Below are 23151 nucleotides of genomic sequence, written 5' to 3'. Positions count from 1 at the left end.
TGCCGTCACCCGTCCGTCAGCGATCCGGCATCGCCCTGCTGGACTTCTTTCATCATCACGGCAGAAATTGGGGCCATCGCCACGCGGCTGCCGCGATCCTCAAGCCCCCACAGCAACAGAGCCGAGATCGTCTCGGGACGCAGACGACCCAGCATCACCACGGCACCTTCCTGTCCGGCGCGGAAGGCTGCCTGATCCAGAAAACGCCGCATGATCTTGGGGTCCTGTTTGGCACCATCGAAATCGCGGAACACTACGCTGGATGGAATGCCGTTGCGCGCTGCAAGCTTTTGCGCTGTGTTTAGACCATTGTCCTGCGTCACCAGCCCGCGCCCGGTATCTCCGGCAATCGCCGCAACCTGATCAGCCAGCTTTCGGTTGCCCTGAATGCCGCTTCCGACACCTTCCAGAATGCCAACGGTTTGAGGCAATTGATCCAACCACACCGACAACGACACCTCAGCGTCCTGAGCACTGGCGGCTTCGTGCATGTCAACCAAGGCCAATACTTCAAATCCAGCCTCGCGATGACGGGCCATTTTTTCCGCTGCATTCGGGTCAGACGGGCTGACGGCAAAACTTAGCGGGTATGGGAAATCCTGCAACGCCTCGGCCCCAAAAGCCCCTTCATCATCGATCAGAATGATCGACATCAATGGCTTGGATTCTGGATTTTCGAAGGTGGCAGCATGTGCTTCGATGGGCTTGGCCACCACTTCTGGAGTAATCACGGCTTGTTCGACGGGCGGGTCATCCCTCTCGGTTAGGGGCACGACACGCTTGCCGATCAACGAACCGGAACCTGTGGCCCCCTCTCCGCCAATTTGCGGCAGGGTCAATACGCGCGGCTGACGTACAGGGCGGGTATCTTCTTCACCCTCAACCGCGATTGGATTTTCATCAGGCACGGGTTCCGCTTCCTGAGCCTCTGGAGCTGCATCCGGCACATCCGCGATCTCAGGCTGCAAGGCAGCGACCTGAGGGGCCTCGTTGGGCGTTTCTTCCGCAACCTGCGGTTCCGGGGCTTCCTCGGGCGCAGGCGCTGCTGGAGCGTCCGCGAGCGCTGCCGGTTCGGCTTCCTGTTGTGGCGAGGTTGGTTCGGCAAGTGGATTTGGCGGTGCCGCGGGCGCTTCGGTTTGAACGGTCACGTCAGAAGATGAGATCGCTGCAGGTGCCTCGGCTACGGTCGGTGCTCCACCCGCCTCAGGACGGGCACCGGGCTCAAGCTCGATACCTGCCAAGCCATCCAGCGAATCTGATGATAGATCGGGGGTTTCAGGGCCGGATGGTGGCAACTCAACCAGATCAGCATCGGCATTGCTTTCTTCAACTTTCGCAGCCTCCAGGGGCTGCGGAGTATCAGCCACTTCGGGCGCTGTTGCCGTCACATCTGGTTTACGTGACAAAGGAGTTGTCAGCGAAAGAACCGCGCCCAGTGCCAATACCGAGACCGCCCCGGCGATCACTCCACCGTAAAATCCGCTCATCGAAATCTCGCCTCTCGCGTTGTTTCGTGCCTCATCCACCCAGACGCCATCTTCCGCGGCGCTCACCCGCACGGTGTCAAGTTGGGTATGTCCTCTTGACGCTGCCGCACAAGCCTGAGCATGTATGTCCCGACATTATACCGCGCTCAGGGACTGCATCGCCAGCCCGAAATGCCCATAGGAAGATAAGTGCCCAAATGCTGCTGCTGATCGACAACTATGACTCGTTTACCTACAACCTCGTTCATTATCTGGGTGAGCTCGGGGCCGAGATGGTCGTGCGCCGGAATGACGCGCTGGATGTGCAGGAAGCAATGGCGATGAACCCGGCTGGTATTCTGCTCAGCCCCGGCCCTTGTGATCCCGATCAGGCGGGTATCTGTCTGGCCTTGACCGAAGCCGCGGCCGAGACGCAAACACCGCTGATGGGGGTCTGTCTGGGGCATCAAACCATCGGTCAGGCATTTGGCGGCAAGGTTGTGCGCTGTCATGAGATCGTGCACGGGAAAATGGGCACGATGAAACACACCGGCAAAGGTGTATTCGCTGGCCTGCCCTCGCCCTTCGAGGCCACCCGGTATCATTCGCTTGTCGTAGAACGCGAAAGCCTGCCCGATTGCCTTGAGATCACCGCCGAGCTTGAGGATGGCACGATTATGGGTCTGCAGCACAAAGAACTGCCGATCCACGGCGTCCAGTTTCACCCGGAATCCATCGCGTCCGAGCATGGTCACGCCCTGCTCAAGAACTTCCTGAACGAAATGAAAGTCCCCGCATGAGCGACGCTCTGAAACCTCTGATCGGTGCTGCGGCCGATCGACCTTTGACCCGTGCCGAGGCTGAACAGGCCTTTGGCATCCTCTTTGATGGGGCCGCCACGCCCAGCCAGATCGGCGGGTTGCTGATGGCAATGCGCACGCGCGGCGAGACGGTCGAGGAATACGCCGCCGCCGCTGCCGTAATGCGCGCGAAATGCAATGCAGTGAAAGCTCCCGCTGGCGCGATGGACATCGTTGGCACGGGGGGCGACGGCAAAGGAACACTCAATATCTCGACAGCCACGGCTTTTGTGACGGCTGGCGCCGGTGTCACCGTTGCAAAACACGGTAATCGGAATCTGAGCTCGAAATCCGGCGCAGCAGATGCTCTTGGGCAGCTTGGTATTAACGTTATGGTTGGCCCGGAAGTTGTTGAAAAAGCGCTGAAAGAAGTCGGTATCGGTTTCATGATGGCCCCGATGCACCACCCGGCGATCGCCCATGTCATGCCCTCGCGGCAAGAACTGGGTACGCGCACGATTTTCAACATTCTGGGGCCCCTAACCAACCCCGCCGGAGTGAAGCGCCAACTGACCGGTGCGTTCAGCCGCGACCTGATCCGCCCGATGGCCGAAACTCTGGGTCTGCTTGGGGCTGAACATGCCTGGCTAGTCCACGGCTCAGACGGTACGGATGAGCTTACGATCACCGGGGTCAGCTGGGTCGCATCAGTTGAGGACGGCGTTGTCAAAGAGGTCGAGCTTCACCCCGAAGATGCAGGCCTTCCGGTGCATCCGTTCGAAGATATCATCGGCGGCACGCCCGAAGAGAACGCGGTCGCCTTCCGCGCCCTGCTGGATGGGGCACCTTCAGCCTACCGCGACGCGGTGTTGCTAAACTCGGCAGCGGCGCTGGTCGTTGCAGATGCGGCACGCGATCTGCGCGAGGGCGTTTCGATGGCCACAGAAAGCATTGATAGCGGCAAGGCCCGTGAAAAGACCACCGCGCTGGCGCGCATTACACAGGAAGCCGCATGACCGAGACCGTTCTGGACAAAATCAAAGCGTACAAGCTGGAAGAGATCGCTGCGGATAAGGCGCATAAGCCTCTGGAAACACTAGAATCTGAGGCACGGAACGCACCCGAGGTACGCGGTTTTGCCGAAGCCCTGCATTCGGCTATGCGCAAGGGGTACGGATTGATCGCCGAGGTCAAAAAGGCCAGCCCGTCCAAAGGTCTGATCCGCGCTGATTTCGATCCGCCCGCGCTTGCCAAAGCTTATGAAGAGGGCGGCGCGGCTTGCCTGTCGGTTCTGACCGACATGCCTAGCTTTCAGGGCGACAAATCCTTTCTGACCGAAGCGCGCGCGGCCTGTTCGTTGCCAGCATTGCGGAAGGACTTCATGTACGACCCCTATCAGGTGGTCGAAGCGCGTGCATTGGGTGCGGATTGCATCCTGATCATCATGGCATCGGTCAGCGATGCACAGGCCGCCGAGCTTGAGCAAACCGCGTTTGACTGGGGCATGGATGTTCTGATCGAAGTCCATGAAGCAGACGAGCTTGAGCGGGCATCGCAGCTGAAAAGCCCGCTGATCGGGATAAACAACCGCAATCTCAAGACCTTCGAGACGAATCTTGATACAACTCGTCATCTGTCAAAGCTGGTTCCAGCGGATCGCACGATCGTCTGCGAGAGCGGCCTGAGCACTCCGGCGGACCTCGCCGATATCGCCCGCTACGGTGCGCGCTGTTTCCTTATTGGTGAAAGCCTGATGCGTCATGAAGATGTAGCTTCGGCAACTCGAGCACTGCTCGCCAACCCGCTCATTCCCGGAGTGATGTGATGCCGCTGACCCATTTTGATGCCAAAGGTGAGGCCCATATGGTGGATGTGTCCGACAAGGCTGTCACTGACCGGGTTGCGGTTGCATCTGGATACATCAAGATGGCGAAGGAAACCTTTGATATCATTTCAGAAGGACGCGCTAAGAAAGGCGATGTTCTTGGTGTTGCCAGACTTGCGGGCATAATGGGCGCCAAGAAAACGCCTGACCTGATACCTCTGTGTCATCCGCTACCCGTGACCAAAGTCGCCATTGAACTGAGCTTAGACCCGGACCTTCCCGGCGTTCAGATTGAAGCGACTGTAAAGACTTCCGGCCAGACCGGCGTAGAGATGGAAGCGCTGACAGCAGTCTCGACAGCCGCACTGACGGTTTACGATATGGCGAAGGCCGTGGACAAATCGATGGAGATCGGCGGTATTCGTGTTCTACTGAAAGACGGCGGAAAATCAGGGCGTTACGAGGCATCATGATCTCGGTTGAAGAAGCGCGGGCTCTGCTGTTCGATCTGGTCTCACCGCTGCCCGCAGAAACGGTTGCCCTTGCCGAGGCTGCCGGTCGTATCCTGGCAGAAAACGTTGCAGCAACGCGTGATCAGCCGCCCTTTGCTGCGTCATCAATGGATGGGTACGCCGTCAACGCGGCCGAAGTCGAACTGCACGCAATGTTCAAAGTGGTTGGCGAAGCAGCGGCCGGACGTCGCTTTGCTGGAAGCGTCGGACCCGGCCAAGCTGTGCGGATATTCACTGGTGCGCCTGTGCCGGATGGTGCAGATTTCGTCGTCATACAGGAAGATGTCGACCGACGCGGTGATCTGATCACCATAACCGACGCCCCCGGTGAAAAGGCCAATATCCGCCCTGCGGGGATCGATTTCAGCATCGGTACGCAGATCACGGCCCCACACCAGCTCAGACCCGAAGATGTCGCATTAATGGCAGCGATGAACATCGCTTCGGTCCCTGTGACCCGCAAACCCGTGGTTGCACTAATCTCAACCGGTGACGAACTGGTGATGCCCGGAGAAACACCCGGCCCCGATCAGATCATCGCCTCAAATACCTTTGGTCTTAAGGCGTTACTGGAAAACGCTGGCGCACAAGTTCGTGTACTTCCTATCGCACAAGATACCTTAGCGTCATTAGAAACAGCTTTTGGCTTGGCACAGGGCGCTGACCTTGTGGTGACAATCGGAGGGGCGTCGGTTGGCGAGTACGACCTGGTTGCGGATGTCTCGGAAGGTCTTGGGTTGAAGCAATCGTTCTACAAGATTCGCATGCGACCGGGTAAACCTCTGATGGCCGGGCGGCTTGGGGGTGCTGCAATGGTCGGTCTACCCGGAAACCCGGTCAGTGCCATGGTGTGCGGTTACCTGTTCCTCATCCCAATGGTGCGCCGCATGTTGGGGATTGAACAGGCCCTACAGCCATTCCAACGCGCCCGCCTTTCTGCCCCGCTCGGGAAAAATGGCCCGCGTGAGCATTATATGCGGGCGGTGTTGGACAACGGCGGCATCCGCGCCTGTGATGATCAGGACAGCTCGCTGCTAAGTGTTTTGGCGCAAGCCAATGCACTATTGGTACGCCAACCCCACGATCCCGCGCGCGAGGCCGGGGATGAGGTCCTTTACCTGCCGATCTAGCAAATCCGTTGACACAAAACGTGAACATGCGTAGAACAAAAGAAAACGCATGAGCGACGAGGTATGAGCAATGCTGACCAAGAAGCAATTGGATTTGCTGGAATTCATCCACAAACGCGTGCAAGCGGACGGTGTTCCGCCCAGTTTTGATGAGATGAAGGCCGCGTTGGATCTACGGTCAAAATCCGGGATTCATCGACTGATCACCGCGCTGGAAGAACGTGGCTTTATCCGCCGCCTTGCCCATCGAGCCCGTGCCATCGAAATTGTCAAGCTGCCAGAAAGCCTTGGGGGAGAGCCCACGGCAGGTTTCAAACCGCGTGTGATTGAAGGCGATCGCCCTGAAGGTCCACGCCCCGCGAACTTTGAACCCGTCACAGTTGATGCGATGGAATTGCCTGTTATGGGCCGGATTGCTGCCGGTGTACCGATCGAAGCGATCAGCCATGTTTCGCACCGCGTTGCGGTACCGGGCTCGATGGTTTCGGGCCGTGGTGAACATTATGCGCTTGAGGTTCGTGGCGACTCGATGATCGACGCCGGTATCAACGATGGCGATGTCGTGGTGATCCGCGAAACAACGGCCGCTGACAACGGTGACATCGTGGTGGCATTGGTGGAAGATCAGGAAGCCACGCTGAAACGGTTTTTCCGCCGAGGTCAGGCCATTGCGCTGGAAGCGGCGAATCCGGCCTATGAGACCCGCGTGCTGCCAGAGGACAAGGTGAAAGTTCAGGGCCGCCTGGTAGGCTTGATCCGAAGCTACTGAAGCAGCTTGGGGGACCAGAGGCGGCGGCCTGAGATATCAGAACTGGCGAACAAACGCCCCTTGGACAACGCAAGACTGCCTGTCTTCCGCAGAAATTCCGTATCGTAAACGCTGCATTCACCGGTCAAAGTCAACGACACCGGGGCGACAATGATCTGATCTTTCCTGCATTCCTGAAAGGCGCTCGCAGCCCGCTTGCCAGTCAAGTGGACAAGCTCTTTGTCTCCCAGAAGAAGACGTTGAATTCCCGCTGATGCCTCTGGCCATCGCAAAGCGGCCTTTGGTTGATCTGCCCCGTCCCCGTCATTTTCCAGCCACACCGACGCGACAAATCCGCTACCTTTCGGTTTGCTCAGCGCGCGCCCGTGTTCAGTCATCACTCCGACCAGCCCGCCGGTATCGGCGATCAGCACGTCTGGGCGGCTTCCCTGACCCCACAGCGCTATCGCCAATGCTGCGGGGGCGATGCCGAGCCACCGTGCGTGCCCTTGCCACAGCATTAGCCACAGAAGAGACAGAGCTAGAACAGGCAATACGAAATAGTCTGGGCTTACTACGTACCCGCGCGCGCCCTCCAGTCCCGCGACCCAATTGGCAACGGTAAGGATCCATCTCAGCCCAAGACCCATTACGTGCAATGCAATCGCTTCAAGCCCAAAAGGTGCAAGAAGGGCGGCGACCACCGCACTTGGAACGACCAGCGTTCCCATGACGGGCACGGAGACGAGATTTGCCAACAACCCATAGTGCGAAATAGCGTTAAAACGCGCCGCCCCGATCGGAGCTGTCGCGATCCCCGCGATCGCCGAGGATGTCAACAAGGCCAGCACAGGCCGCAGCCACTTTGGGCCTGGCATTGGGCCATAGTCCCGCAATGCGCCGAACCCTGCGACCAAGGCGGTTGTAGCAGCAAAAGACATCTGAAATCCGGGGCTCAATAGAGTTTCCGGGCGCAAGGTAAGAACAATCAGCGCAGCCATGGCCACCGCCCGCAATGAAATCGCGCGCCGGTCCAACAATACGGCCCCCAGCATAACGCAGACCATCACAAAGGCGCGCTCAGTCGCGACGTTCCCACCAGACAGAAGCAGGTAGATTGTCGACGCGAATAACGCACAGAGCGCGGCCACCTTGCGTACGGGCATGCGAAGCGCGATGACAGGTACCATTGAGAACCCCATGCGGCACGCCACAAAAACGAAACCGGTCAACAAACCCATGTGAAGGCCCGAAATCGCCAGAAGATGAGCCAGGTTGGACGCGCGCAACGCCTCTAACGAGGCCTGCCCCATCCCGCTGCGATCACCGGTAGTTACGGCGGCGGCAAAGCCCCCGACTTCGCCCGGCAGGATCGTGCGCACCCGATCCGAGATCTCCATGCGCAAGGCCGTGATACGCACTCCGTCCAAACCATCTTGCGCCGCAGCCGACGTCAGGACCGGAGCCCGAGTGTATCCAACAGCGCCGAGTTGCTGGAACCAGGCGTGGCGGCGAAAATCAAAACCTCCGGGTTCAACTGGCCCTTGCGGCGGCGAAAGATGTGCTGTGGTCATAATCCGCTGACCCGGGGACAGCGCAACTGACTCACCGTGAATAGAAAGCCGGATGCGCCGGGGTCTTTGATCAGCAGGAACGTCCCCGATCCGCACCTGATCCAATGTCACCCTCAGCGCATCCGACGCAGAGCGGTCCAGCGCTACGACCCTCCCCTCGACCGGGCCATAGTAACGCCATTGCAGGACCGGCTCCGCAACCATATGTGCCCGCGTCCCGGCCAGAACGAACCCCATCGCGATCAGGGCTAAGCCAGTGGCCAGCGGTGACCACGCGGCCCCCATCCAACGGGTGGAGGCAAGCGCCAGCAAGGCAAGCGCCAGAACGCCGACATAGAGCTCAACCTCGGGTTCGAACCTGAGGCTGAAATACCAACCAATCCCGACCGCCAGGCAGATCGGGGACCACGGAAACAAGTGTCCCCGCTGGGTCAGCAATGCGGTCTCGACCCGTGTCAGAACACGCATGGTTGCCCCCGTCCTTCGGGCTGGGTAGATAGTCGCCAAACTATGCCCGCTAAGGTTACCAAAAGGTTAATCCACACCATGTCCGATCAGGTCGTCACCCGTTTTGCCCCCTCTCCCACCGGATTTCTGCATATCGGTGGCGCCCGCACTGCGCTGTTCAACTGGCTTTATGCGCGGGGTCGCGGCGGCAAGTTCCTGTTGCGGATCGAGGATACCGATCGGGAACGTTCCACGCCGGAAGCAACAGCGGCCATACTGCAAGGCATGGACTGGCTAGGGCTTGATCATGACGGTGAGGTCGTCAGCCAATTCGAGGGTGCCCCTCGACATGCAGAGGTCGCGCATCAATTGCTGTCCGACGGCAAGGCATACAAGTGCTTTTCGACGCAGGAAGAAATCGCTGCATTCCGTGAACAGGCGCGGGCCGAGGGGCAGTCGACCCTGTTTCGCAGCCCGTGGCGCGAGGCTGACCCTACCACACATCCCGACGCCCCTTACGTGATCCGCATCAAGGCTCCGCAAGACGGTGCCACTGTGATCCGCGATCAGGTGCAGGGCGATGTCACCATTCGCAACGATCAGTTGGATGACATGATCCTGCTGCGTTCGGATGGGACTCCGGTCTATATGCTTGCCGTTGTGGTTGACGATCATGATATGGGCGTGACTCATGTGATCCGGGGCGACGATCACCTCAACAACGCCGCCCGTCAGATGATGATCTACGAGGCGATGGGTTGGGATGTACCAGTCTGGGCGCATATCCCTTTGATCCATGGACCCGATGGGAAAAAGCTCAGCAAACGTCACGGTGCGTTGGGGGCGCAAGAATATCAGGCCATGGGATATCCGGCATCCGGAATGCGCAACTATCTGGCTCGGCTGGGCTGGAGCCATGGGGATGATGAGTTCTTTACCGATGCCCAGGCTAAAGAGTGGTTCGATCTGGATGGCATCGGCAAAAGCCCGGCGCGATTTGATGTGAAGAAGCTTGAAAACCTTTGTGGACAACATATTGCCGTCGGGGAAGATGCCGCGCTGCAGCATGAAATTCAGGGATATCTGAAGTCAGCTGGTTTGCCGCCGCTTTCCGAAACACAATCCAGTGATTTGATCCGTGCGATGTATTGCCTCAAGGACCGCGCACGCACGTTCCCGGAAATCATTGAAAAAGCTCATTTTGTGCTTACGTCGCGACCTATCCAGCCAGATGAAAAGGCCGCAAAGGCGCTGGCATCTGTATCCGACGGTATACTGAAAGAATTGACGCCGCAGCTGCAAAATGCTAGCTGGTCCCGGAACGAACTGGAGGAGACCCTGAATTCGTTCGCAGAGGCGAATGGGGTTAAGTTCGGCAAATTGGCTGGTCCGCTGCGGGCGGCACTAGCGGGCCGGGCAGTTACACCTTCGGTATTTGACATGATGCTTGTGCTTGGGCGCGATGAAACCCTAGCGCGGCTTTCTGATGCAGCGAACCCGGCCTGATTTCACATAAGGGTAACGCTGCTCTGCTAAGAACGGACTGCGCGACGGATCGCAGTCGTTGCCTGCTTTGTCGGACAGCGATCCGGCATGCGCACGAATGAAGAAGGGACAAACATGACCGAGAGCAAAAAATCAGCCAAACTGACTGTCCACGGCGAAAGCTATGATCTGCCGGTGTTTTCTCCGACCGCTGGGCCCGATGTGATCGATATTCGCAAGCTCTATGGTCAGGCTGGCGTCTTTACTTATGATCCGGGTTTCACGTCCACCGCAAGCTGTGACAGCACCATTACATTCATCGACGGTGACAAGGGTGAGTTGCTGCATCGCGGTTATCCGATCGAGCAGATCGCCTCGAAGTCGCATTTCCTCGAACTCAGCTATCTGCTGCTGTATGGCGAGCTGCCTTCGGCGAAGGATCTGGAGAACTTCGAGACCACAATCACCCGGCACACGATGCTGCACGAGCAGATGCAGTATTTCTATCGCGGATTCCGCCGGGATGCGCATCCGATGGCCATCATGGTGGGTGTGGTTGGTGCCATGTCCGCGTTCTATCACGATTCGACCGACATCGCGGACCCGCGTCAGCGTGAAGTAGCTTCGCACCGTTTGATCGCAAAAATGCCGACCATCGCGGCCTGGGCCTACAAATACCATATTGGTCAGCCCTTCGTGTATCCGCGCAACGACCTGGACTATGCGTCAAACTTCCTGCGCATGTGTTTTGCCGTTCCTGCCGAAGATTACGAGGTGAACCCGATTCTGGCACGCGCCATGGATCGTATCTTCATGCTGCAGGCGGATCACGAACAGAACGCCTCGACTTCGACGGTGCGTCTGGCATCTTCTTCGGGTGCAAACCCGTTCGCCTGTATCGCGGCCGGTATCGCCTGTCTCTGGGGTCCGGCCCATGGTGGTGCGAACCAGGCTTGCCTTGAAATGCTGGAAGAGATCGGCAGCGTGGACCGCATCCCCGAGTTTATCGAGCGCGCCAAAGACAAAGATGACCCGTTCCGTCTGATGGGCTTTGGCCACCGCGTCTACAAGAACTTCGATCCACGCGCGAAAGTGATGAAGCAATCGGCAGACGAAGTACTTGACCTGCTGGGCGTGGAAAACAATCCCAAACTACAGGTCGCGAAGGCGCTGGAAAAACAGGCTCTGGAAGATCCGTATTTCATCGAAAAGAAACTGTTCCCGAATGTCGACTTCTATTCGGGCATCGTGATGGAAGCGATGGGTTTCCCGACCTCGATGTTCACGCCAATCTTCGCGTTGTCACGTACCGTTGGCTGGGTTAGCCAGTGGAAAGAAATGATTGCCGATCCACAGAATAAGATCGGACGCCCACGTCAGCTTTATCTGGGCGCGACCAACCGCGATTACGTGGACATCGAAAACCGCTGATCCACACACAATATCGATGTTAAGACCCCGGTTATCCGGGGTCTTTTTTTCCGTAGCGTTACCAAAATGAGACCGTTCGAAACCAAACGTAAATGACTGTTTCGATGCATCTTTCCGCACTGCGTTAGTCCGCCTAATGTTGCCGCGTCCGGCGAATAGTGTTTGGTTCTCATGCGTTTAATCCTCTTGTTCATTATGTTGCTACTTGCGCAATCGGCATCCGCTCAAAGCGTGCTGGAACGTGCTTTTGAGAAGCAGCAGCAGGAAAACGCCGCCGGGTCGCTGGCAATCTTAGGGCTGGCAGGCATCCCGGACGATTCTGCCAGCGCAATCTCGCTGCAATCAAATACAGACAATCGCGATTACGATTTCAAATCCGCCCAGCTGGGCGGCGGGTTTCGCCTTGCTGAGGGCGTGCCGATCTATCTTGAGGGGTATATAGGCTACGCGCGCTATGACCCCGTTCTGACCTTCAGCGGCACCGGAGATACCACGCGTATACCGCTGAAATGGACCAGCCTCGCCCTGACCGGCGGTGTCGGCTATCAGTTCGACATCGGCGAGTATTGGAAAATGACCCCGATGGCCCATATCTCGGTCGGACGTACGCAATCCGACGCATCTGTCGGTGCGCAAGCCATCGCCAACAGCCTGGGGCTTGATCGAGACTTTCTCGAAAGCGGCGGCATCTGGGCTGGTGGCGCAGGCGGATCGATGACGGTCTCGTACGAAAAAGCTCTGTCCAACGACCGGGAATTCGAGGCAAGCCTGCGCTATACCCATATCGAATACTGGCCTATCGGAGACAACGAGGACTTGTTGGTTGAATCAACTGCCGCAAATGCAGTTCTGTGGTCACGCTACCGCTTTCCAACTGGAAAACGCATGTTCGGTCGCCCGGTCCGCTGGGTGGGCGATCTGTCCCTGTCCTATCTGATCGGGGATCAGTCACTTGTATTGGGCACCGACTGGCTGGCCCGCGTAGGTGGCGGGATCGAGGTTGATCTGTCCGACACATGGGTGCCTTGGGTATCAACGACACGGTTTATGGTCCGTTATTACGGCAGCGATACGGTTAACGGATTCTCCGCCGGGATTGGCATCAGTTTCTGAACAAAGGTTTCAGAACAAAGCCAGCTGATCACCGGGCTGAGGTGGCGGCGCAAAAGCCGCACAGTTTAGTGGCGGCATATCAGTCGACAGCCCGAGACGTTTGACTGCGGCCTTGAACCGTTGCGCAATCATCTCGGCATAGGTCCCTTCGCCCCGCATGCGGTGGCCCCATCGGGGATCATACTCCCTACCCCCATGCATTTCGCGCAGCCGTGCCATCACCTTCTCAGCCCTGCCCGGCTGATGTTCGATCAGCCACTCGCGCCAGAGCGCGGATACTTCACGCGGAAGCCGCAGCATGATCCAGCTTGCAGCATCGGCGCCAGCCTGCTTTCCGGCCTCCAACAGGTTTTCCAATTCATGATCGGTTAAACCGGGAATCACCGGAGACGTCATAACGCGCACAGGCACGCCAGCCTCGGTCAGGTTGCGGATCATTCCGAGCCTGCGCTGCGGCGAAGGTGCTCGTGGTTCCATCCGTCGGGAAAGATCGCGGTCCAATGTGGTCAGCGAGATGCCAACCCGGACAAGGCCATTGCGGGCCATCGGTGCCAGAATATCAAGATCACGCTCGATCAGAGCCCCCTTGGTCACAATACCGACCGGATGCTGAAAATCTCTCAGCACCTTTAGACAGCTTCTTGTTATCTTGCGGTTTTTTTCGATCGGTTGATAAGGATCGGTGTTGGTGCCCAGTGCAATCGTGGCCACCTTGTAAGAACGTGCCGAGAGTTCGCGACGCAATAGCTCAGCCGCATTGGGTCGCGCAACAAGGCGGGTTTCGAAATCCAAGCCCGGAGACAGCCCCAGATACGCATGCGTTGGCCGAGCAAAGCAATACACGCATCCATGCTCGCAGCCCCGATATGGGTTTATGGATCTGTCAAAAGGTAGGTCCGGCGACTTGTTATAGGTAATCAGATTGCGCGCCATTTCTTCCCGAACTTCGGTCCGCAAAGGTGGCAGTTCGTCTGGCAAATCCCAGCCATCTTCGGTCAACTCGGTTGTAAACCTCTCGAATCGACCTGCTTCGTTTGAGGTTGCTCCGCGCCCAGGGCTTTTGATGGCAGTAGTCATTTGTTCGCCATTTGTTCCTATCACTAGATGTAATTAAAACCAGTTTCACTGGCAAGATTCATGTTTCGTCTCCCAAAAATCATCAGATGCTCGAAACAGGCGACGCATTAGACTGCAGGTGAATTTACCGTGGCTAATGAAACCAATGCAGGATGATCTTGCAAAATTCGATGTCGCTGAGTGCGAATATTCGGCCTATAGGTCGGTCTCAGAACGACCTAGGTCGCAATCGTCACAGTAGACCTGCGACGAAATGGCCAAAACGGTGAAAATGCCACCACGGGCCGCAGGCCCGCACAGCTCAGGGAAATACCCATGTCTGATGAAGAAGACATCGTCCTGTCCGAACTGAATGACGACGAACTCGTCGAACAGATGTTCGATGACCTTTATGACGGCCTGAAGGAAGAGATCGAAGAAGGTGTGAACATCCTGCTCGAGCGCGGATGGCAACCCTATGACATCCTGACCAAAGCGCTGGTTGGCGGCATGACAATTGTCGGCCACGACTTCCGCGACGGAATCCTGTTCGTGCCTGAGGTGCTGCTGGCGGCCAACGCCATGAAAGGCGGTATGGCGATCCTGAAACCTCTGCTGGCTGAAACTGGTGCTCCGCGCGTTGGTAAGATGGTGATCGGCACCGTCAAGGGCGACATCCATGACATCGGCAAGAACCTTGTTGCGATGATGATGGAAGGCGCCGGGTTCGAAGTTGTCGATATCGGCATCAACAACCCGGTCGAGAACTACCTCGAAGCGCTGGAAAACGAACAGCCCGACATTCTGGGCATGTCCGCTCTGCTGACGACGACGATGCCTTATATGAAGGTCGTAATCGACACGTTGGTCGAACAAGGCCTGCGTGATGAGTACACCGTTCTGGTTGGCGGCGCTCCGCTGAACGAAGAGTTTGGCAAGGCGATCGGCGCTGACGGCTATTGCCGCGACGCAGCCGTGGCGGTGGAAATGGCCAAGGACTTCATGTCGCGCAAGCACAACCAACTGGCCGGCTAAGGCGCGAGATCATATCGTGAGACAGGCCGTCCTTTTTGGGGCGGCCTTTTTTGTCCGAACCTCGGGCACATATATTGCTAAAGACCAGCCAGAGAGATCAGATGACCGACTCACAGATCCCAGACGATGACAGCCTGACCCGTCAAGGCTATGTCGCACCGCACAGCGCCGAGTCGATTCTTCTGATCGCATGCGGTGCACTGGCCCGCGAGATTCTGGACCTGAAAGAACGGAACGGCTGGGATCACATGGCCCTGACTTGCCTGCCCGCCATTTTGCATGTGCACCCGGAAAAGATCACACAGGCGGTCGAGGATGCGGTTGCCAAGCATCGGGGCTCATACGACCGCATCTACGTTGTCTATGCCGATTGCGGAACCGGTGGCTTGTTACAGGCAGCATGCAAGCGGCTGGGGGTCGAGATGATCCAAGGGCCCCATTGCTATTCCTTCTTCGAGGGCAATCTTGCCTTTGCAGCGCATGGCGACGATGAAACCACCGCTTTTTATCTGACAGATTTCCTTGCGCGGCAGTTTGATGCGTTTGTCTGGAAACCGCTGGGTCTGGACCGTCATCCTGAATTGCGAGAGATGTATTTCGGAAATTACACCAAGCTCGTTTATCAGGCGCAAACCGATGATCCCGACTTGACTCGTCGCGCGCAGGAGTGCGCTGATCGGATGGGGCTGGAGTTCGAGCGTCGGCAAACCGGCTATGGCGATTTGGAAACCACGCTTGCTGACTGGGCAGCGCGCAAATCCACCTAAAAGTCAGGCGCTGGCCAATGCCACTTCGCGAATACGTTCTATCATAGCGCGTAACCCGTTTGAACGTTGGGCAGACAAATGATCCTGCAACCCCAGTCGCGCGAGTTCTCCACCGGCATCAACACTGGGCACCTCGGCCACCGGCAAGCCGTTATACAGGCTACGCAGAACCGCAATCAAGCCCCGAACAATCAGGGCATCGCTGTCACCGTCAAAGCGGAATTGACCGCCCTCAATGGTTGGATGCAGCCAGACCTGACTGGCGCAACCATTCACCTTGGTCGCAGGGACTTTGAATGCATCATCCAGAGGCTCCATCGCTTTGCCCTGCTCGATCACATGGCGATAGCGGTCTTCCCAGTCCTCCAGGAACTCGAAATCCTCGACTATCTCTTCGAAGGCTGGCGTTGCCATATCGGGTCCGTCCTTGCGTTACGCATTCACAATTGTGAACTATGCTCAGCGCTACCGACTGTCCAGTCCCCAGCGTGGCTTTTCAAACGATCGAATTTGCGTTAACCCGATGCAGGTAAAGTTGCACAAAGTACTGGGTCCATGCACAAAACTCTGCCTGTTCTGATGATCTTCACAATGGCTCTGTCCGCTTGTAGCAACTGGAGCAACTCAAGCGCGAATCCATCGAACTGGTTTGGCAGCAGCACACCCAGCCCATCCGAAGTATCAGCCGATGACGCTAATGCCTTGGTTCCCGAAAATGCCGACAAAAAAGGCCTGTTCGAGCGTCCGGACGCCGAGGATAACAGCGTTCCAATCGCCGTGATCAACGAATTGCGGATCGACCCAACCTCGACGGGTGCAATCATCTATGCGGCTGGCACAGCCATTCGACAGGGTGCGTTCAACGCGCAGCTCGCGCGCGTAAGATCTGAAGAACTCAGCAAAAATGGCGTTATGGAATTCACCTTCCGCGTGGATTACCCGGAATACGCCACTGCGCAGGGCACCGAACGGTCGCGGATGGTTTCAGAGGCCGTCAATGTAAGCCGGAAAGAACTGGAAGGTATTCGTTTAGTTCGGGTCAAAGGCCAGCAGAACGCGTTGGAATCCCGTCGCCGTTAAAGCGAGACAACCTGCACGGCCTGTCCCTTGGCGGCCAAAGCAATCTTGCCTTCGCAAAGCTTCAGCGCGTCCTCGCCAAAAACCTCGAACCGCCAACCGGACATGGCGGGAACTTCTCGTTCGCCTGCAGCGATCTGATCCAATTCCGCGCTGGAGGCGATCAATTTTGCGGCAACGCCTGCGCTTTCGGTCTTTGATTTCAAAAGAACGCGCAGCAAATCTGCAAGCGCCGGGTTGACCTTCAGCTTGTCGCGGCTGTTGTCAATCTTCGGCAACCGGTCTTGCGGGCAACCTACGCCCCGTTTTACCGCCTCCAGAATGCCTTCTGCGATCGCCCCTTTGCGCGCTTCGCGCAGCAACAAGCGCGACCCGCCCAGATCAGAGGGCGTCTTGGGCTTGGTCGAGGCCATCTCGATCAACGCATCGTCTTTGAACACACGGCTTCGTGGCACATTGTTCTCTTGCGCATAGGCCTCGCGGAACTGCGCCAGCTCTCGAACCACGGCCAGAAACTTGGCAGAGTTGGTCCGCGTTTTGACCCGCCGCCACGCCTCTTCCGGGCGAATGTCATATGTCTCGGGTCGGGTCAGTATGCGAAGCTCTTCTGCAACCCAGTGATCTCGACGCGACTTCTTAAGTTCTGCAGCCAGATGCTCATAGATTTTCCGAAGATGGGTTACATCTGCCAGTGCGTATGTTTTCTGCGCTTCCGTCAGAGGGCGCCGTGACCAGTCGGTGAAGCGAGAAGTTTTATCGACCCCTTCCTTGCAAATCTTCCGGACCAGAGTTTCATAGCCAACCTGTTCACCAAAACCGCAGACCATCGCAGCGACCTGAGTATCAAACAACGGAGTCGGAAAGACGCCCGCGTCGACCCAAAAAATTTCAAGATCCTGCCGCGCGGCGTGGAAAACCTTGACCACGCTTTCGTCGCTGAACAGCTGGTACAAAGGTTCCAGCGACATGCCGTCAGCCAATGGATCAACCAGAACGGCGCTGTCTTCATCTTCCGATGGCACTGCAAGCTGCACCAGACAGAGTTTCGAATAATAGGTCCGTTCGCGCAGAAATTCGGTATCTACAGTGACATAAGGATATTGTGCAGCAGCCGAGCAGAATGCGGCCAGCTCTTGCGTCGTCGTCAGGGTTTTCATGCGCGGTGCTGTTCTTGCTTTTGGTTATTGTGACTGCCCGTGCCGTCCTCGTCCCGAGCGATATGCGACCATAAGACGAATAACCTTTGCGTGTAAATCACCCCGCCGCGTTAGGGCAGAAGAACTGGGTCTTTGTTGCCCATACAATAACGGCGAAGCACGGCAGGGTAGAGTTTGTGCTCCCAGGTCAACACGCGGGCGGCGAGCTCCTCAGGCGTGTCCCCTACCCGTACACCCACGCGCGCCTGACCCAGAATCGGTCCGTCATCCAACGCGGCAGTAACTTCGTGAACGGTGCAGCCATGTTCGGCGTCGCCTGCTTCAATTGCGCGTGCATGGGTGTTCAAACCCTTGTACTTAGGCAAAAGCGATGGGTGGATGTTCAGCATCCGGCCCTGGAAACGCGATACAAATTCACCCGTCAATACACGCATGAAACCGGCCAGACAGACAGCATCCGGCTGGGCTGCCATAAGCGGTTTAAGCAGTTCTGCCTCAAACCCAGCGCGATCTTTGCCAAAGGGCTTGTGGTCGACGGCTGCGGTCGGAATTCCGCGCTGTGCAGCTTTCTTCAGCCCTCCGGCATTTGCATCGTTCGACAATACCAGACATGGCCGACCGGGATGATCGCCATTCATGCTGTCGACCAGCGACAGCATGTTCGATCCGCCCCCGGAGATCAGGATCGCGACGCGCTTGTGGCTCACAGCAGTTTGCCTGAATAGGCAACACCCGGCGCTGCGGTGACCGTTCCGATGCGCGCAACGGATTCGCCTGCCTCTGCAAGCAGTGTTGTAAGATCATCTGCCTGATCTGCAGCGCAGACAACAATCATGCCGATGCCACAGTTGAAGGTCTTCAACATCTCGGACTCGGCGATGCCACCGGTCTCGGCCATCCATTTGAACACAGGCGGCAAGTCCCAAGCATTCAAATCAATCTCGGCCCCGAGCCCTTTGGGCAATACGCGCGGCAGATTTTCGGTGAGGCCGCCGCCGGTTATATGGGCAAGCGCGTGAACGCCGCCGGCCCGGATCGCTTGCAGCGCTGGTTTCACATAAAGCCTCGTGGGGGTCAGCAGAGCCTCACCCAATGTTCCGCCACCGAAAGGCGACTCTGCCTCCCAGCCCAACCCCGAGATCTCGACCAGCTTGCGCACTAGCGAATAGCCGTTGGAATGCACCCCGTTCGAAGCCAGCCCCAGCAGGACATCACCCTGTTCAACGCCCTCGGGCAATGCGGTCCCGCGTTCCATGGCACCAACCGAGAAACCGGCCAGATCGAAATCGCCGTCAGGGTACATACCCGGCATCTCGGCGGTTTCACCACCAATCAGGGCGCAGCCAGATTGGACACACCCCTCGGCAATTCCTTCGATAATCCGCGCGGCAGTATCGGTGTCCAACTTACCGGTGGCAAAATAATCCAGGAAAAACAGCGGCTCAGCACCTTGGCAGATCAGATCGTTGACGCACATCGCCACCAGATCGATTCCCACGCCATCGACAACGCCGGTATCAATTGCGATCCGCAGCTTGGTGCCCACACCATCGGTTGCGCCCACCAGAACCGGGTCTTTATAGCCAGCCGCTTTCAGGTCGAACAGAGCGCCAAATCCGCCTAGCCCACTCATCACGCCCGAGCGGTTGGTGCGCTTGGCCGCAGGCTTGATCCGATCGACCAGAGCGTTGCCTGCATCGATATCCACACCTGCGTCGGCATAGGTGATTCCGTTCTTGCCCGCTGTCATGGCCAATCCCTCATGAGTGCTTTGCGCGCGGGTTATTCGATTGTGGGCCATGTTGCAACGGTCAGGCTTGACGCGGGCTGCCATCGTGATAGGCAAAGCCCTCAGGCGGGCCTGTAGCTCAATTGGTTAGAGCAGAGCGCTCATAACGCTTTGGTTGGGGGTTCGAGTCCCTCCGGGCCTACCAAAACCGCCATTTTCCATATAAATCAACGCCAAATTTCCCCACGAACTACTGATAGTACCCTCACGTGATTCCAATGGGACAAAAAAAGACAGAGCTTCAACAAAAAAAATTTCGCCAGCCAATACGCCGTCACACTTGTCAGCACAAACTATCATGCCCGGACTTGACCCGCATAGTTGGGTATGATTGAACCGAGCGAGGCAGCTAGCGTCATCCTCATTCCAATCAAAACAAAACAGGCTGACAGCGTGAATTCCAAGCGTCCCAAAATTTACTGCCAATTTCTTGATCGCCCTGTCATGGAGCCTTTGTCTGGGGATCGTATAAACGAAATGCGATTCTACCGAAGTCTTTCCAGCTTTGCAGATGTTTACTACAACGACGTCCTCGTTGACTGGGAACGCGGAATCATAGGTGATCCGGGAGGCTTGAGAACACCGACGCGCGACTATGATCTGTATTATGTTCGGGCGAACCCAGAGCTGTTCAAAAGCCTTCCCCACCCTAAGATAACGCTAGCATATCCTTACGACCCAGAAGCCTTTCGTGTAGCCGATGCTCTGGTGGTCACGACAGAGGCGTGGCAGAATTTGTTGTATGAGCATTCCACCAGTGCTGCAGTACGAAAAAAACTATCCAAATGGTATCCCGACAAGATCGTGCTGCCCGATATGATCCTAAACATCCAGCAAGCTATCGATCCCCTTTTTCTTCAGCCAATCTCTTCCAAGTCGAAATTCATTTGGCACGCAAAGATGACTGGTTCTAAGTCTTTTGGATTCTTTGGGCGTGTCACCAAAGAGACAATTCCAATTGAGTTGATCGACAACCTCAGCATTGTCCGAGAACGGCTTGGCTCCTCAACTAATCCGTTGGCCGCATTTGCTGGAAGCATCCGCACAACATTACCCATGCCAGCATTGTCCTTAGGTCACATTCCCTATGGAGAAGTACCCGGAGCGCTTGCAGCCTGCCGTGGGACACTTGGGCAAATGTGCGCAGACAGCGATTATTTGGGGTCTGGGAAACTGCTGGATGCAATGGCAACCAAAACCCCCATTGTCACCCGGCGAAATGCGGTTCGTGACGAACAACTTGGTTCTGCGTATCCTGGAACGTACGACCACAGTGAGGAGGCTTTGGACATTCTCTGGCGACTTTGTACCGAGGATACGTTTCATAGTGATTTGCAGAATTATCTTGCAGAGCGAACGGGGCATTTTTTGCCGACATCAACCGGACAGCGAATAAGTCAGAAGCTTGAGAGAGCTGGCTTTCTCTAGAAATAGCGCTGTGTGGTTTGATCGTGTTGACAAGTGGCGCGACCAGAGACGGATCGATTTGATGTCGATAAGACTAGGTTGCATTCCGCGGTATTGTCGACACGGCGGGCATTCTTTGGCTTGCTGAAGCAACGTTCTCCCAATTTACGAACGTACTATAGCGATCTGTCGACAGCAACACACTTCTTGCGTGATTTCCAAATGGGGATGACGGCAGAACTTCGCGGTTGTCCATTATTTTGGGAGTGTGAGCCTCCCCATCATTCGTCAAACGACACGGTTTTGTTTCGGTCAGTACACGATCAGGAACCTTGATCGTTGCCAGACAACACTTTTGTAATCACGCCCCACAAAAGCTACGACATCAATGTTGGCAACGTCGTCTAAATCCTGTGGATCGCCTGTCACCTCGTCCGTATACGGCACGAGCATGTTAAATGAGACGTCTTTGTAAATCATTGTCATGCGACATCTCTCCATAATTCGGGATGGTTGACCGGTATACGTCATGTTCTGGCTTTGGAAACTTGAGAGCGCAGGTACCTGCAACCTCGGCATCAAAACGCCTTGTCGACAGATCGGAAGGAACAGCACCGCTAGCTGTCGATATTCCCATAGATGATCCGGCTACTTCAGCTATCGACCGGCCCTCGCCGGCCGCTTCAGACGAACTGCTCGACTACCCAGCTCTTTCACTTTGACGAGACCCTCACCAGTAGCCCTCGATGATTCATAAGGCGATCCATCACCTTCTCGTCCTTCGTGGAGTTACTCTATGCGAGATCATGTCCATTCACGAGCGCGCCCAGGCAAATACTGAAAGGGTTGAACGGATGAGACTGGTTGGAATGGGGGCATCAAAACAGGCCAGGATGGATTGGAAAGCTGAGCAAAGCGGTATTCCAGCCTGGGACACCCACGTTGATAATAAAGGGTAAAACCTAATTCCTGACAGACCCTCCGGGCCTACCAATTCACCGTCCAATCACGATATCCGCGCATAATCCGCCCAGCCTTTCGCTGCTGCCCAGTCGCAGAATACCACCATGTACGCGGGCGATATCGGCAACAATCGCAAGGCCCAAACCCACGCCGGTGCCCTGATTCTGGTTTCGCGCCGGATCAAGTCGCGTGAAGGGTTTGACGGCCTCGGTGCGTTGTTCGATCGGGATACCGGGGCCGTCATCTTCAACCCGAATGCGTAGTGACTTTGGCGTCATCGAAAGGCTGACCTCGGCGCGTGAACCATAGCGATTCGCGTTTCCAATCAGATTCTCTACTGCCCTGCGCATGGCCGATGGGCGCAGCATTGCCGTTCCACGCCCCTCGACGGAGATTAGTTCAACGTGCTGGCCCGCGCGCTGTGCATCGTCAACGATTTGGCTCAGCCAGTTTTCGGGTTCAATCTCTTCGGGTGCGCTCTCTGCAGCGCCACGCGAGAAGTCCAAGAATGCATCCAGCAGCGATTGCATCTCGTCCACGTCTTGCAACAACGGTGCGGCCTCGTCCTCGGGCAACATAGCTAATCCAAGTTTCAGACGCGTCAGAGGTGTGCGCAGATCGTGGCTGACCCCCGACAACATGAGCGTGCGCTGCTCAATCTGCCGCTCGATTCGGGCGCGCATGTCAACGAAGGCATTGCCCGCAGCGCGTACCTCGATTGCGCCACCGGGTGAATAAGGCACGACCCGCCCGCGACCAAAGGCCTGCGCCGCGTCCGCAAGGCGCGTGATCGGGCGCAACTGATTGCGCATGTAGAGAAACGAGATCGTTGTCATCAGAGCCGCAAAGAACACCATCGTCACAATCAGCTGATGCGGTGCAGTCGGCGACAGGCGTCGGCGATCAAACTCTAGCTCAAGCATGCCCAGATTGGTTGCCAGAAAAAGACTCACTTCCTGTCCATTTGGCAGAGCCACATACTGGGTTTCAGGCAACAAGCTGCGCATTTCCGCATCCACCTGCGGGGCAATGAAATCGTACCATCGACGCGGACTGTTTTTCGGCTCTTCATTCGGCGGCAGAAAACGGGCGGTCATGTTCAAGACCGACAAGTCCTGCCGCGCAGCTGCCAATGCCTGCTGCTGGGTTTCCGCACCCTCCATCACGTCCAGCACCAGTGTCACCTCGCGCGCCGCCGTGCGGGTCATCTGGGCGGTCACTTCTTCAAGATGTTTTTGCAAAAAGGCAATCGCCACCACCAAAAGCACGACAATGACCGGCAGTACCAGAATGAGTGCGGCACGCGCATATAGGCTGCGCGGCATATAGGGTTTGAGCCATTGGGTCGACATGCGCTAAACCTAGCGGG

General features: G+C 56.8%; 21 protein-coding genes and 1 tRNA gene. 14 read left to right on the top strand and 8 right to left on the bottom strand.

What is annotated here, in order from left to right; translation table 11 throughout:
* Positions 1 to 5 precede the first annotated feature (5 nt).
* The gene (locus tag ACR0DE_RS10810; protein ID WP_480563189.1) at positions 6 to 1487 is read right to left on the bottom strand and encodes a divergent polysaccharide deacetylase family protein; all 1482 of its coding nucleotides are present in this window, start codon (positions 1485 to 1487) and stop codon (positions 6 to 8) included.
* Positions 1488 to 1684: 197 nt separating this feature from the next.
* Between ACR0DE_RS10810 and ACR0DE_RS10805 the strand changes: the two genes are divergently transcribed.
* The 6 genes from ACR0DE_RS10805 to lexA all read left to right on the top strand — a co-directional run bounded on the left by ACR0DE_RS10805 (position 1685) and on the right by lexA (position 6502).
* Positions 1685 to 2266 (top strand): anthranilate synthase component II, encoded by a 582-nt coding sequence (locus tag ACR0DE_RS10805; protein WP_170392975.1) that lies wholly within the window; start codon positions 1685 to 1687, stop codon positions 2264 to 2266.
* Positions 2263 to 3282: an anthranilate phosphoribosyltransferase gene (trpD, locus tag ACR0DE_RS10800; RefSeq protein WP_480753120.1), complete on the top strand. Its 1020-nt coding sequence runs from the start codon at positions 2263 to 2265 to the stop codon at positions 3280 to 3282. Before ACR0DE_RS10805 ends, trpD begins: the two co-directional genes overlap by 4 nt.
* Positions 3279 to 4091 carry an indole-3-glycerol phosphate synthase TrpC gene (gene trpC / locus ACR0DE_RS10795; protein WP_480753118.1) on the top strand — a complete coding sequence of 271 codons (813 nt, stop codon included), beginning with the start codon at positions 3279 to 3281 and terminating at the stop codon, positions 4089 to 4091. Before trpD ends, trpC begins: the two co-directional genes overlap by 4 nt.
* Positions 4091 to 4564, top strand: coding sequence for a cyclic pyranopterin monophosphate synthase MoaC (moaC, locus tag ACR0DE_RS10790; protein ID WP_170405973.1), 474 nt, complete (start codon positions 4091 to 4093; stop codon positions 4562 to 4564). The genes trpC and moaC overlap by 1 nt, the downstream gene beginning before the upstream one ends.
* On the top strand, positions 4561 to 5733 hold the full coding sequence (locus ACR0DE_RS10785; protein WP_480753116.1) for a molybdopterin molybdotransferase MoeA: 1173 nt from the start codon (positions 4561 to 4563) through the stop codon (positions 5731 to 5733). Before moaC ends, ACR0DE_RS10785 begins: the two co-directional genes overlap by 4 nt.
* A 70-nt stretch (positions 5734 to 5803) precedes the next feature.
* Positions 5804 to 6502 (top strand): transcriptional repressor LexA, encoded by a 699-nt coding sequence (lexA, locus tag ACR0DE_RS10780; protein ID WP_170392970.1) that lies wholly within the window; start codon positions 5804 to 5806, stop codon positions 6500 to 6502.
* Here the strand turns inward: lexA and ACR0DE_RS10775 are convergent.
* Positions 6496 to 8523: a ComEC/Rec2 family competence protein gene (locus ACR0DE_RS10775; protein ID WP_480753113.1), complete on the bottom strand. Its 2028-nt coding sequence runs from the start codon at positions 8521 to 8523 to the stop codon at positions 6496 to 6498. The two genes, lexA and ACR0DE_RS10775, sit on opposite strands and share 7 nt — an antisense overlap.
* A 78-nt stretch (positions 8524 to 8601) precedes the next feature.
* On the opposite strand from ACR0DE_RS10775, the gene gltX reads away from it, so the two are divergent.
* From gltX to ACR0DE_RS10760, 3 genes are all read left to right on the top strand, one after another.
* Complete coding sequence (gene gltX, locus ACR0DE_RS10770) at positions 8602 to 10008, top strand: glutamate--tRNA ligase (protein ID WP_480753111.1); 1407 nt, start codon at positions 8602 to 8604, stop codon at positions 10006 to 10008.
* A 114-nt stretch (positions 10009 to 10122) separates the two neighbouring features.
* On the top strand, positions 10123 to 11418 hold the full coding sequence (gltA, locus tag ACR0DE_RS10765) for a citrate synthase (RefSeq protein ID WP_170392967.1): 1296 nt from the start codon (positions 10123 to 10125) through the stop codon (positions 11416 to 11418).
* A gap of 171 nt (positions 11419 to 11589) precedes the next feature.
* A complete protein-coding gene (locus tag ACR0DE_RS10760; protein WP_480753109.1) occupies positions 11590 to 12531 on the top strand; it encodes an autotransporter outer membrane beta-barrel domain-containing protein in 942 nt (313 codons plus the stop codon).
* Positions 12532 to 12540: 9 nt separating this feature from the next.
* Here the strand turns inward: ACR0DE_RS10760 and ACR0DE_RS10755 are convergent, their stop codons facing one another.
* Positions 12541 to 13608, bottom strand: coding sequence for a PA0069 family radical SAM protein (locus ACR0DE_RS10755; RefSeq protein WP_480753108.1), 1068 nt, complete (start codon positions 13606 to 13608; stop codon positions 12541 to 12543).
* 315 nt (positions 13609 to 13923) lie between these two features.
* Here ACR0DE_RS10755 and ACR0DE_RS10750 point away from each other — a divergent pair, with 315 nt between their 5' ends.
* Together ACR0DE_RS10750 and ACR0DE_RS10745 are read left to right on the top strand one after the other, a co-directional pair.
* Positions 13924 to 14622: a corrinoid protein gene (locus ACR0DE_RS10750; protein WP_170392964.1), complete on the top strand. Its 699-nt coding sequence runs from the start codon at positions 13924 to 13926 to the stop codon at positions 14620 to 14622.
* A gap of 101 nt (positions 14623 to 14723) precedes the next feature.
* A complete protein-coding gene (locus ACR0DE_RS10745) occupies positions 14724 to 15389 on the top strand; it encodes a DUF1638 domain-containing protein (RefSeq protein WP_480753106.1) in 666 nt (221 codons plus the stop codon).
* A 3-nt stretch (positions 15390 to 15392) separates the two neighbouring features.
* On the opposite strand, the gene ACR0DE_RS10740 is transcribed toward ACR0DE_RS10745, so the two are convergent.
* The gene (locus tag ACR0DE_RS10740; RefSeq protein WP_170392962.1) at positions 15393 to 15803 is read right to left on the bottom strand and encodes a SufE family protein; all 411 of its coding nucleotides are present in this window, start codon (positions 15801 to 15803) and stop codon (positions 15393 to 15395) included.
* 141 nt (positions 15804 to 15944) lie between these two features.
* Here ACR0DE_RS10740 and ACR0DE_RS10735 point away from each other — a divergent pair, with 141 nt between their 5' ends.
* Positions 15945 to 16469, top strand: coding sequence for a hypothetical protein (locus tag ACR0DE_RS10735; protein ID WP_480753104.1), 525 nt, complete (start codon positions 15945 to 15947; stop codon positions 16467 to 16469).
* Here ACR0DE_RS10735 and rnd read toward each other — a convergent pair.
* The 3 genes from rnd to purM form a co-directional block, all read right to left on the bottom strand.
* Positions 16466 to 17623 carry a ribonuclease D gene (gene rnd, locus ACR0DE_RS10730; RefSeq protein WP_170392960.1) on the bottom strand — a complete coding sequence of 386 codons (1158 nt, stop codon included), beginning with the start codon at positions 17621 to 17623 and terminating at the stop codon, positions 16466 to 16468. The genes ACR0DE_RS10735 and rnd overlap by 4 nt on opposite strands.
* A gap of 110 nt (positions 17624 to 17733) precedes the next feature.
* Complete coding sequence (purN, locus tag ACR0DE_RS10725; RefSeq protein ID WP_170562539.1) at positions 17734 to 18330, bottom strand: phosphoribosylglycinamide formyltransferase; 597 nt, start codon at positions 18328 to 18330, stop codon at positions 17734 to 17736.
* Positions 18327 to 19373 carry a phosphoribosylformylglycinamidine cyclo-ligase gene (gene purM / locus ACR0DE_RS10720; protein WP_480753102.1) on the bottom strand — a complete coding sequence of 349 codons (1047 nt, stop codon included), beginning with the start codon at positions 19371 to 19373 and terminating at the stop codon, positions 18327 to 18329. The genes purN and purM overlap by 4 nt, the downstream gene beginning before the upstream one ends.
* A gap of 107 nt (positions 19374 to 19480) precedes the next feature.
* Between purM and ACR0DE_RS10715 the strand changes: the two genes are divergently transcribed.
* Together ACR0DE_RS10715 and ACR0DE_RS10710 are read left to right on the top strand one after the other, a co-directional pair.
* A tRNA-Ile gene (locus tag ACR0DE_RS10715) sits at positions 19481 to 19557 on the top strand.
* 182 nt (positions 19558 to 19739) lie between these two features.
* A complete protein-coding gene (locus tag ACR0DE_RS10710; protein ID WP_480561437.1) occupies positions 19740 to 20840 on the top strand; it encodes a glycosyltransferase family protein in 1101 nt (366 codons plus the stop codon).
* Positions 20841 to 21814: 974 nt separating this feature from the next.
* Here the strand turns inward: ACR0DE_RS10710 and ACR0DE_RS10705 are convergent.
* Complete coding sequence (locus ACR0DE_RS10705; RefSeq protein WP_170421844.1) at positions 21815 to 23134, bottom strand: ATP-binding protein; 1320 nt, start codon at positions 23132 to 23134, stop codon at positions 21815 to 21817.
* Positions 23135 to 23151 lie beyond the last annotated feature (17 nt).

The sequence above is a fragment of the Ruegeria sp. C10 genome, from assembly GCF_056537805.1.
Note: the sequence above shows the minus strand (reverse complement) of the source record. Positions and strands in the feature narration are given on the sequence as shown.

Coding starts and splice junctions, on each gene's coding strand:
- gltX (WP_480753111.1), top strand. CDS start 8,602: ATGTCCGATCAGGTCGTCACCCGTTTTGCCCCCTCTCCCACCGGATTT.
- ACR0DE_RS10760 (WP_480753109.1), top strand. CDS start 11,590: ATGCGTTTAATCCTCTTGTTCATTATGTTGCTACTTGCGCAATCGGCA.
- ACR0DE_RS10805 (WP_170392975.1), top strand. CDS start 1,685: ATGCTGCTGCTGATCGACAACTATGACTCGTTTACCTACAACCTCGTT.
- ACR0DE_RS10810 (WP_480563189.1), bottom strand. CDS start 1,487: ATGAGCGGATTTTACGGTGGAGTGATCGCCGGGGCGGTCTCGGTATTG.
- ACR0DE_RS10705 (WP_170421844.1), bottom strand. CDS start 23,134: ATGTCGACCCAATGGCTCAAACCCTATATGCCGCGCAGCCTATATGCG.
- ACR0DE_RS10740 (WP_170392962.1), bottom strand. CDS start 15,803: ATGGCAACGCCAGCCTTCGAAGAGATAGTCGAGGATTTCGAGTTCCTG.
- rnd (WP_170392960.1), bottom strand. CDS start 17,623: ATGAAAACCCTGACGACGACGCAAGAGCTGGCCGCATTCTGCTCGGCT.
- ACR0DE_RS10775 (WP_480753113.1), bottom strand. CDS start 8,523: ATGCGTGTTCTGACACGGGTCGAGACCGCATTGCTGACCCAGCGGGGA.
- ACR0DE_RS10735 (WP_480753104.1), top strand. CDS start 15,945: ATGCACAAAACTCTGCCTGTTCTGATGATCTTCACAATGGCTCTGTCC.
- trpD (WP_480753120.1), top strand. CDS start 2,263: ATGAGCGACGCTCTGAAACCTCTGATCGGTGCTGCGGCCGATCGACCT.
- gltA (WP_170392967.1), top strand. CDS start 10,123: ATGACCGAGAGCAAAAAATCAGCCAAACTGACTGTCCACGGCGAAAGC.
- trpC (WP_480753118.1), top strand. CDS start 3,279: ATGACCGAGACCGTTCTGGACAAAATCAAAGCGTACAAGCTGGAAGAG.
- ACR0DE_RS10750 (WP_170392964.1), top strand. CDS start 13,924: ATGTCTGATGAAGAAGACATCGTCCTGTCCGAACTGAATGACGACGAA.
- ACR0DE_RS10745 (WP_480753106.1), top strand. CDS start 14,724: ATGACCGACTCACAGATCCCAGACGATGACAGCCTGACCCGTCAAGGC.
- moaC (WP_170405973.1), top strand. CDS start 4,091: ATGCCGCTGACCCATTTTGATGCCAAAGGTGAGGCCCATATGGTGGAT.
- purM (WP_480753102.1), bottom strand. CDS start 19,373: ATGACAGCGGGCAAGAACGGAATCACCTATGCCGACGCAGGTGTGGAT.
- ACR0DE_RS10710 (WP_480561437.1), top strand. CDS start 19,740: ATGATTGAACCGAGCGAGGCAGCTAGCGTCATCCTCATTCCAATCAAA.
- ACR0DE_RS10755 (WP_480753108.1), bottom strand. CDS start 13,608: ATGACTACTGCCATCAAAAGCCCTGGGCGCGGAGCAACCTCAAACGAA.
- ACR0DE_RS10785 (WP_480753116.1), top strand. CDS start 4,561: ATGATCTCGGTTGAAGAAGCGCGGGCTCTGCTGTTCGATCTGGTCTCA.
- lexA (WP_170392970.1), top strand. CDS start 5,804: ATGCTGACCAAGAAGCAATTGGATTTGCTGGAATTCATCCACAAACGC.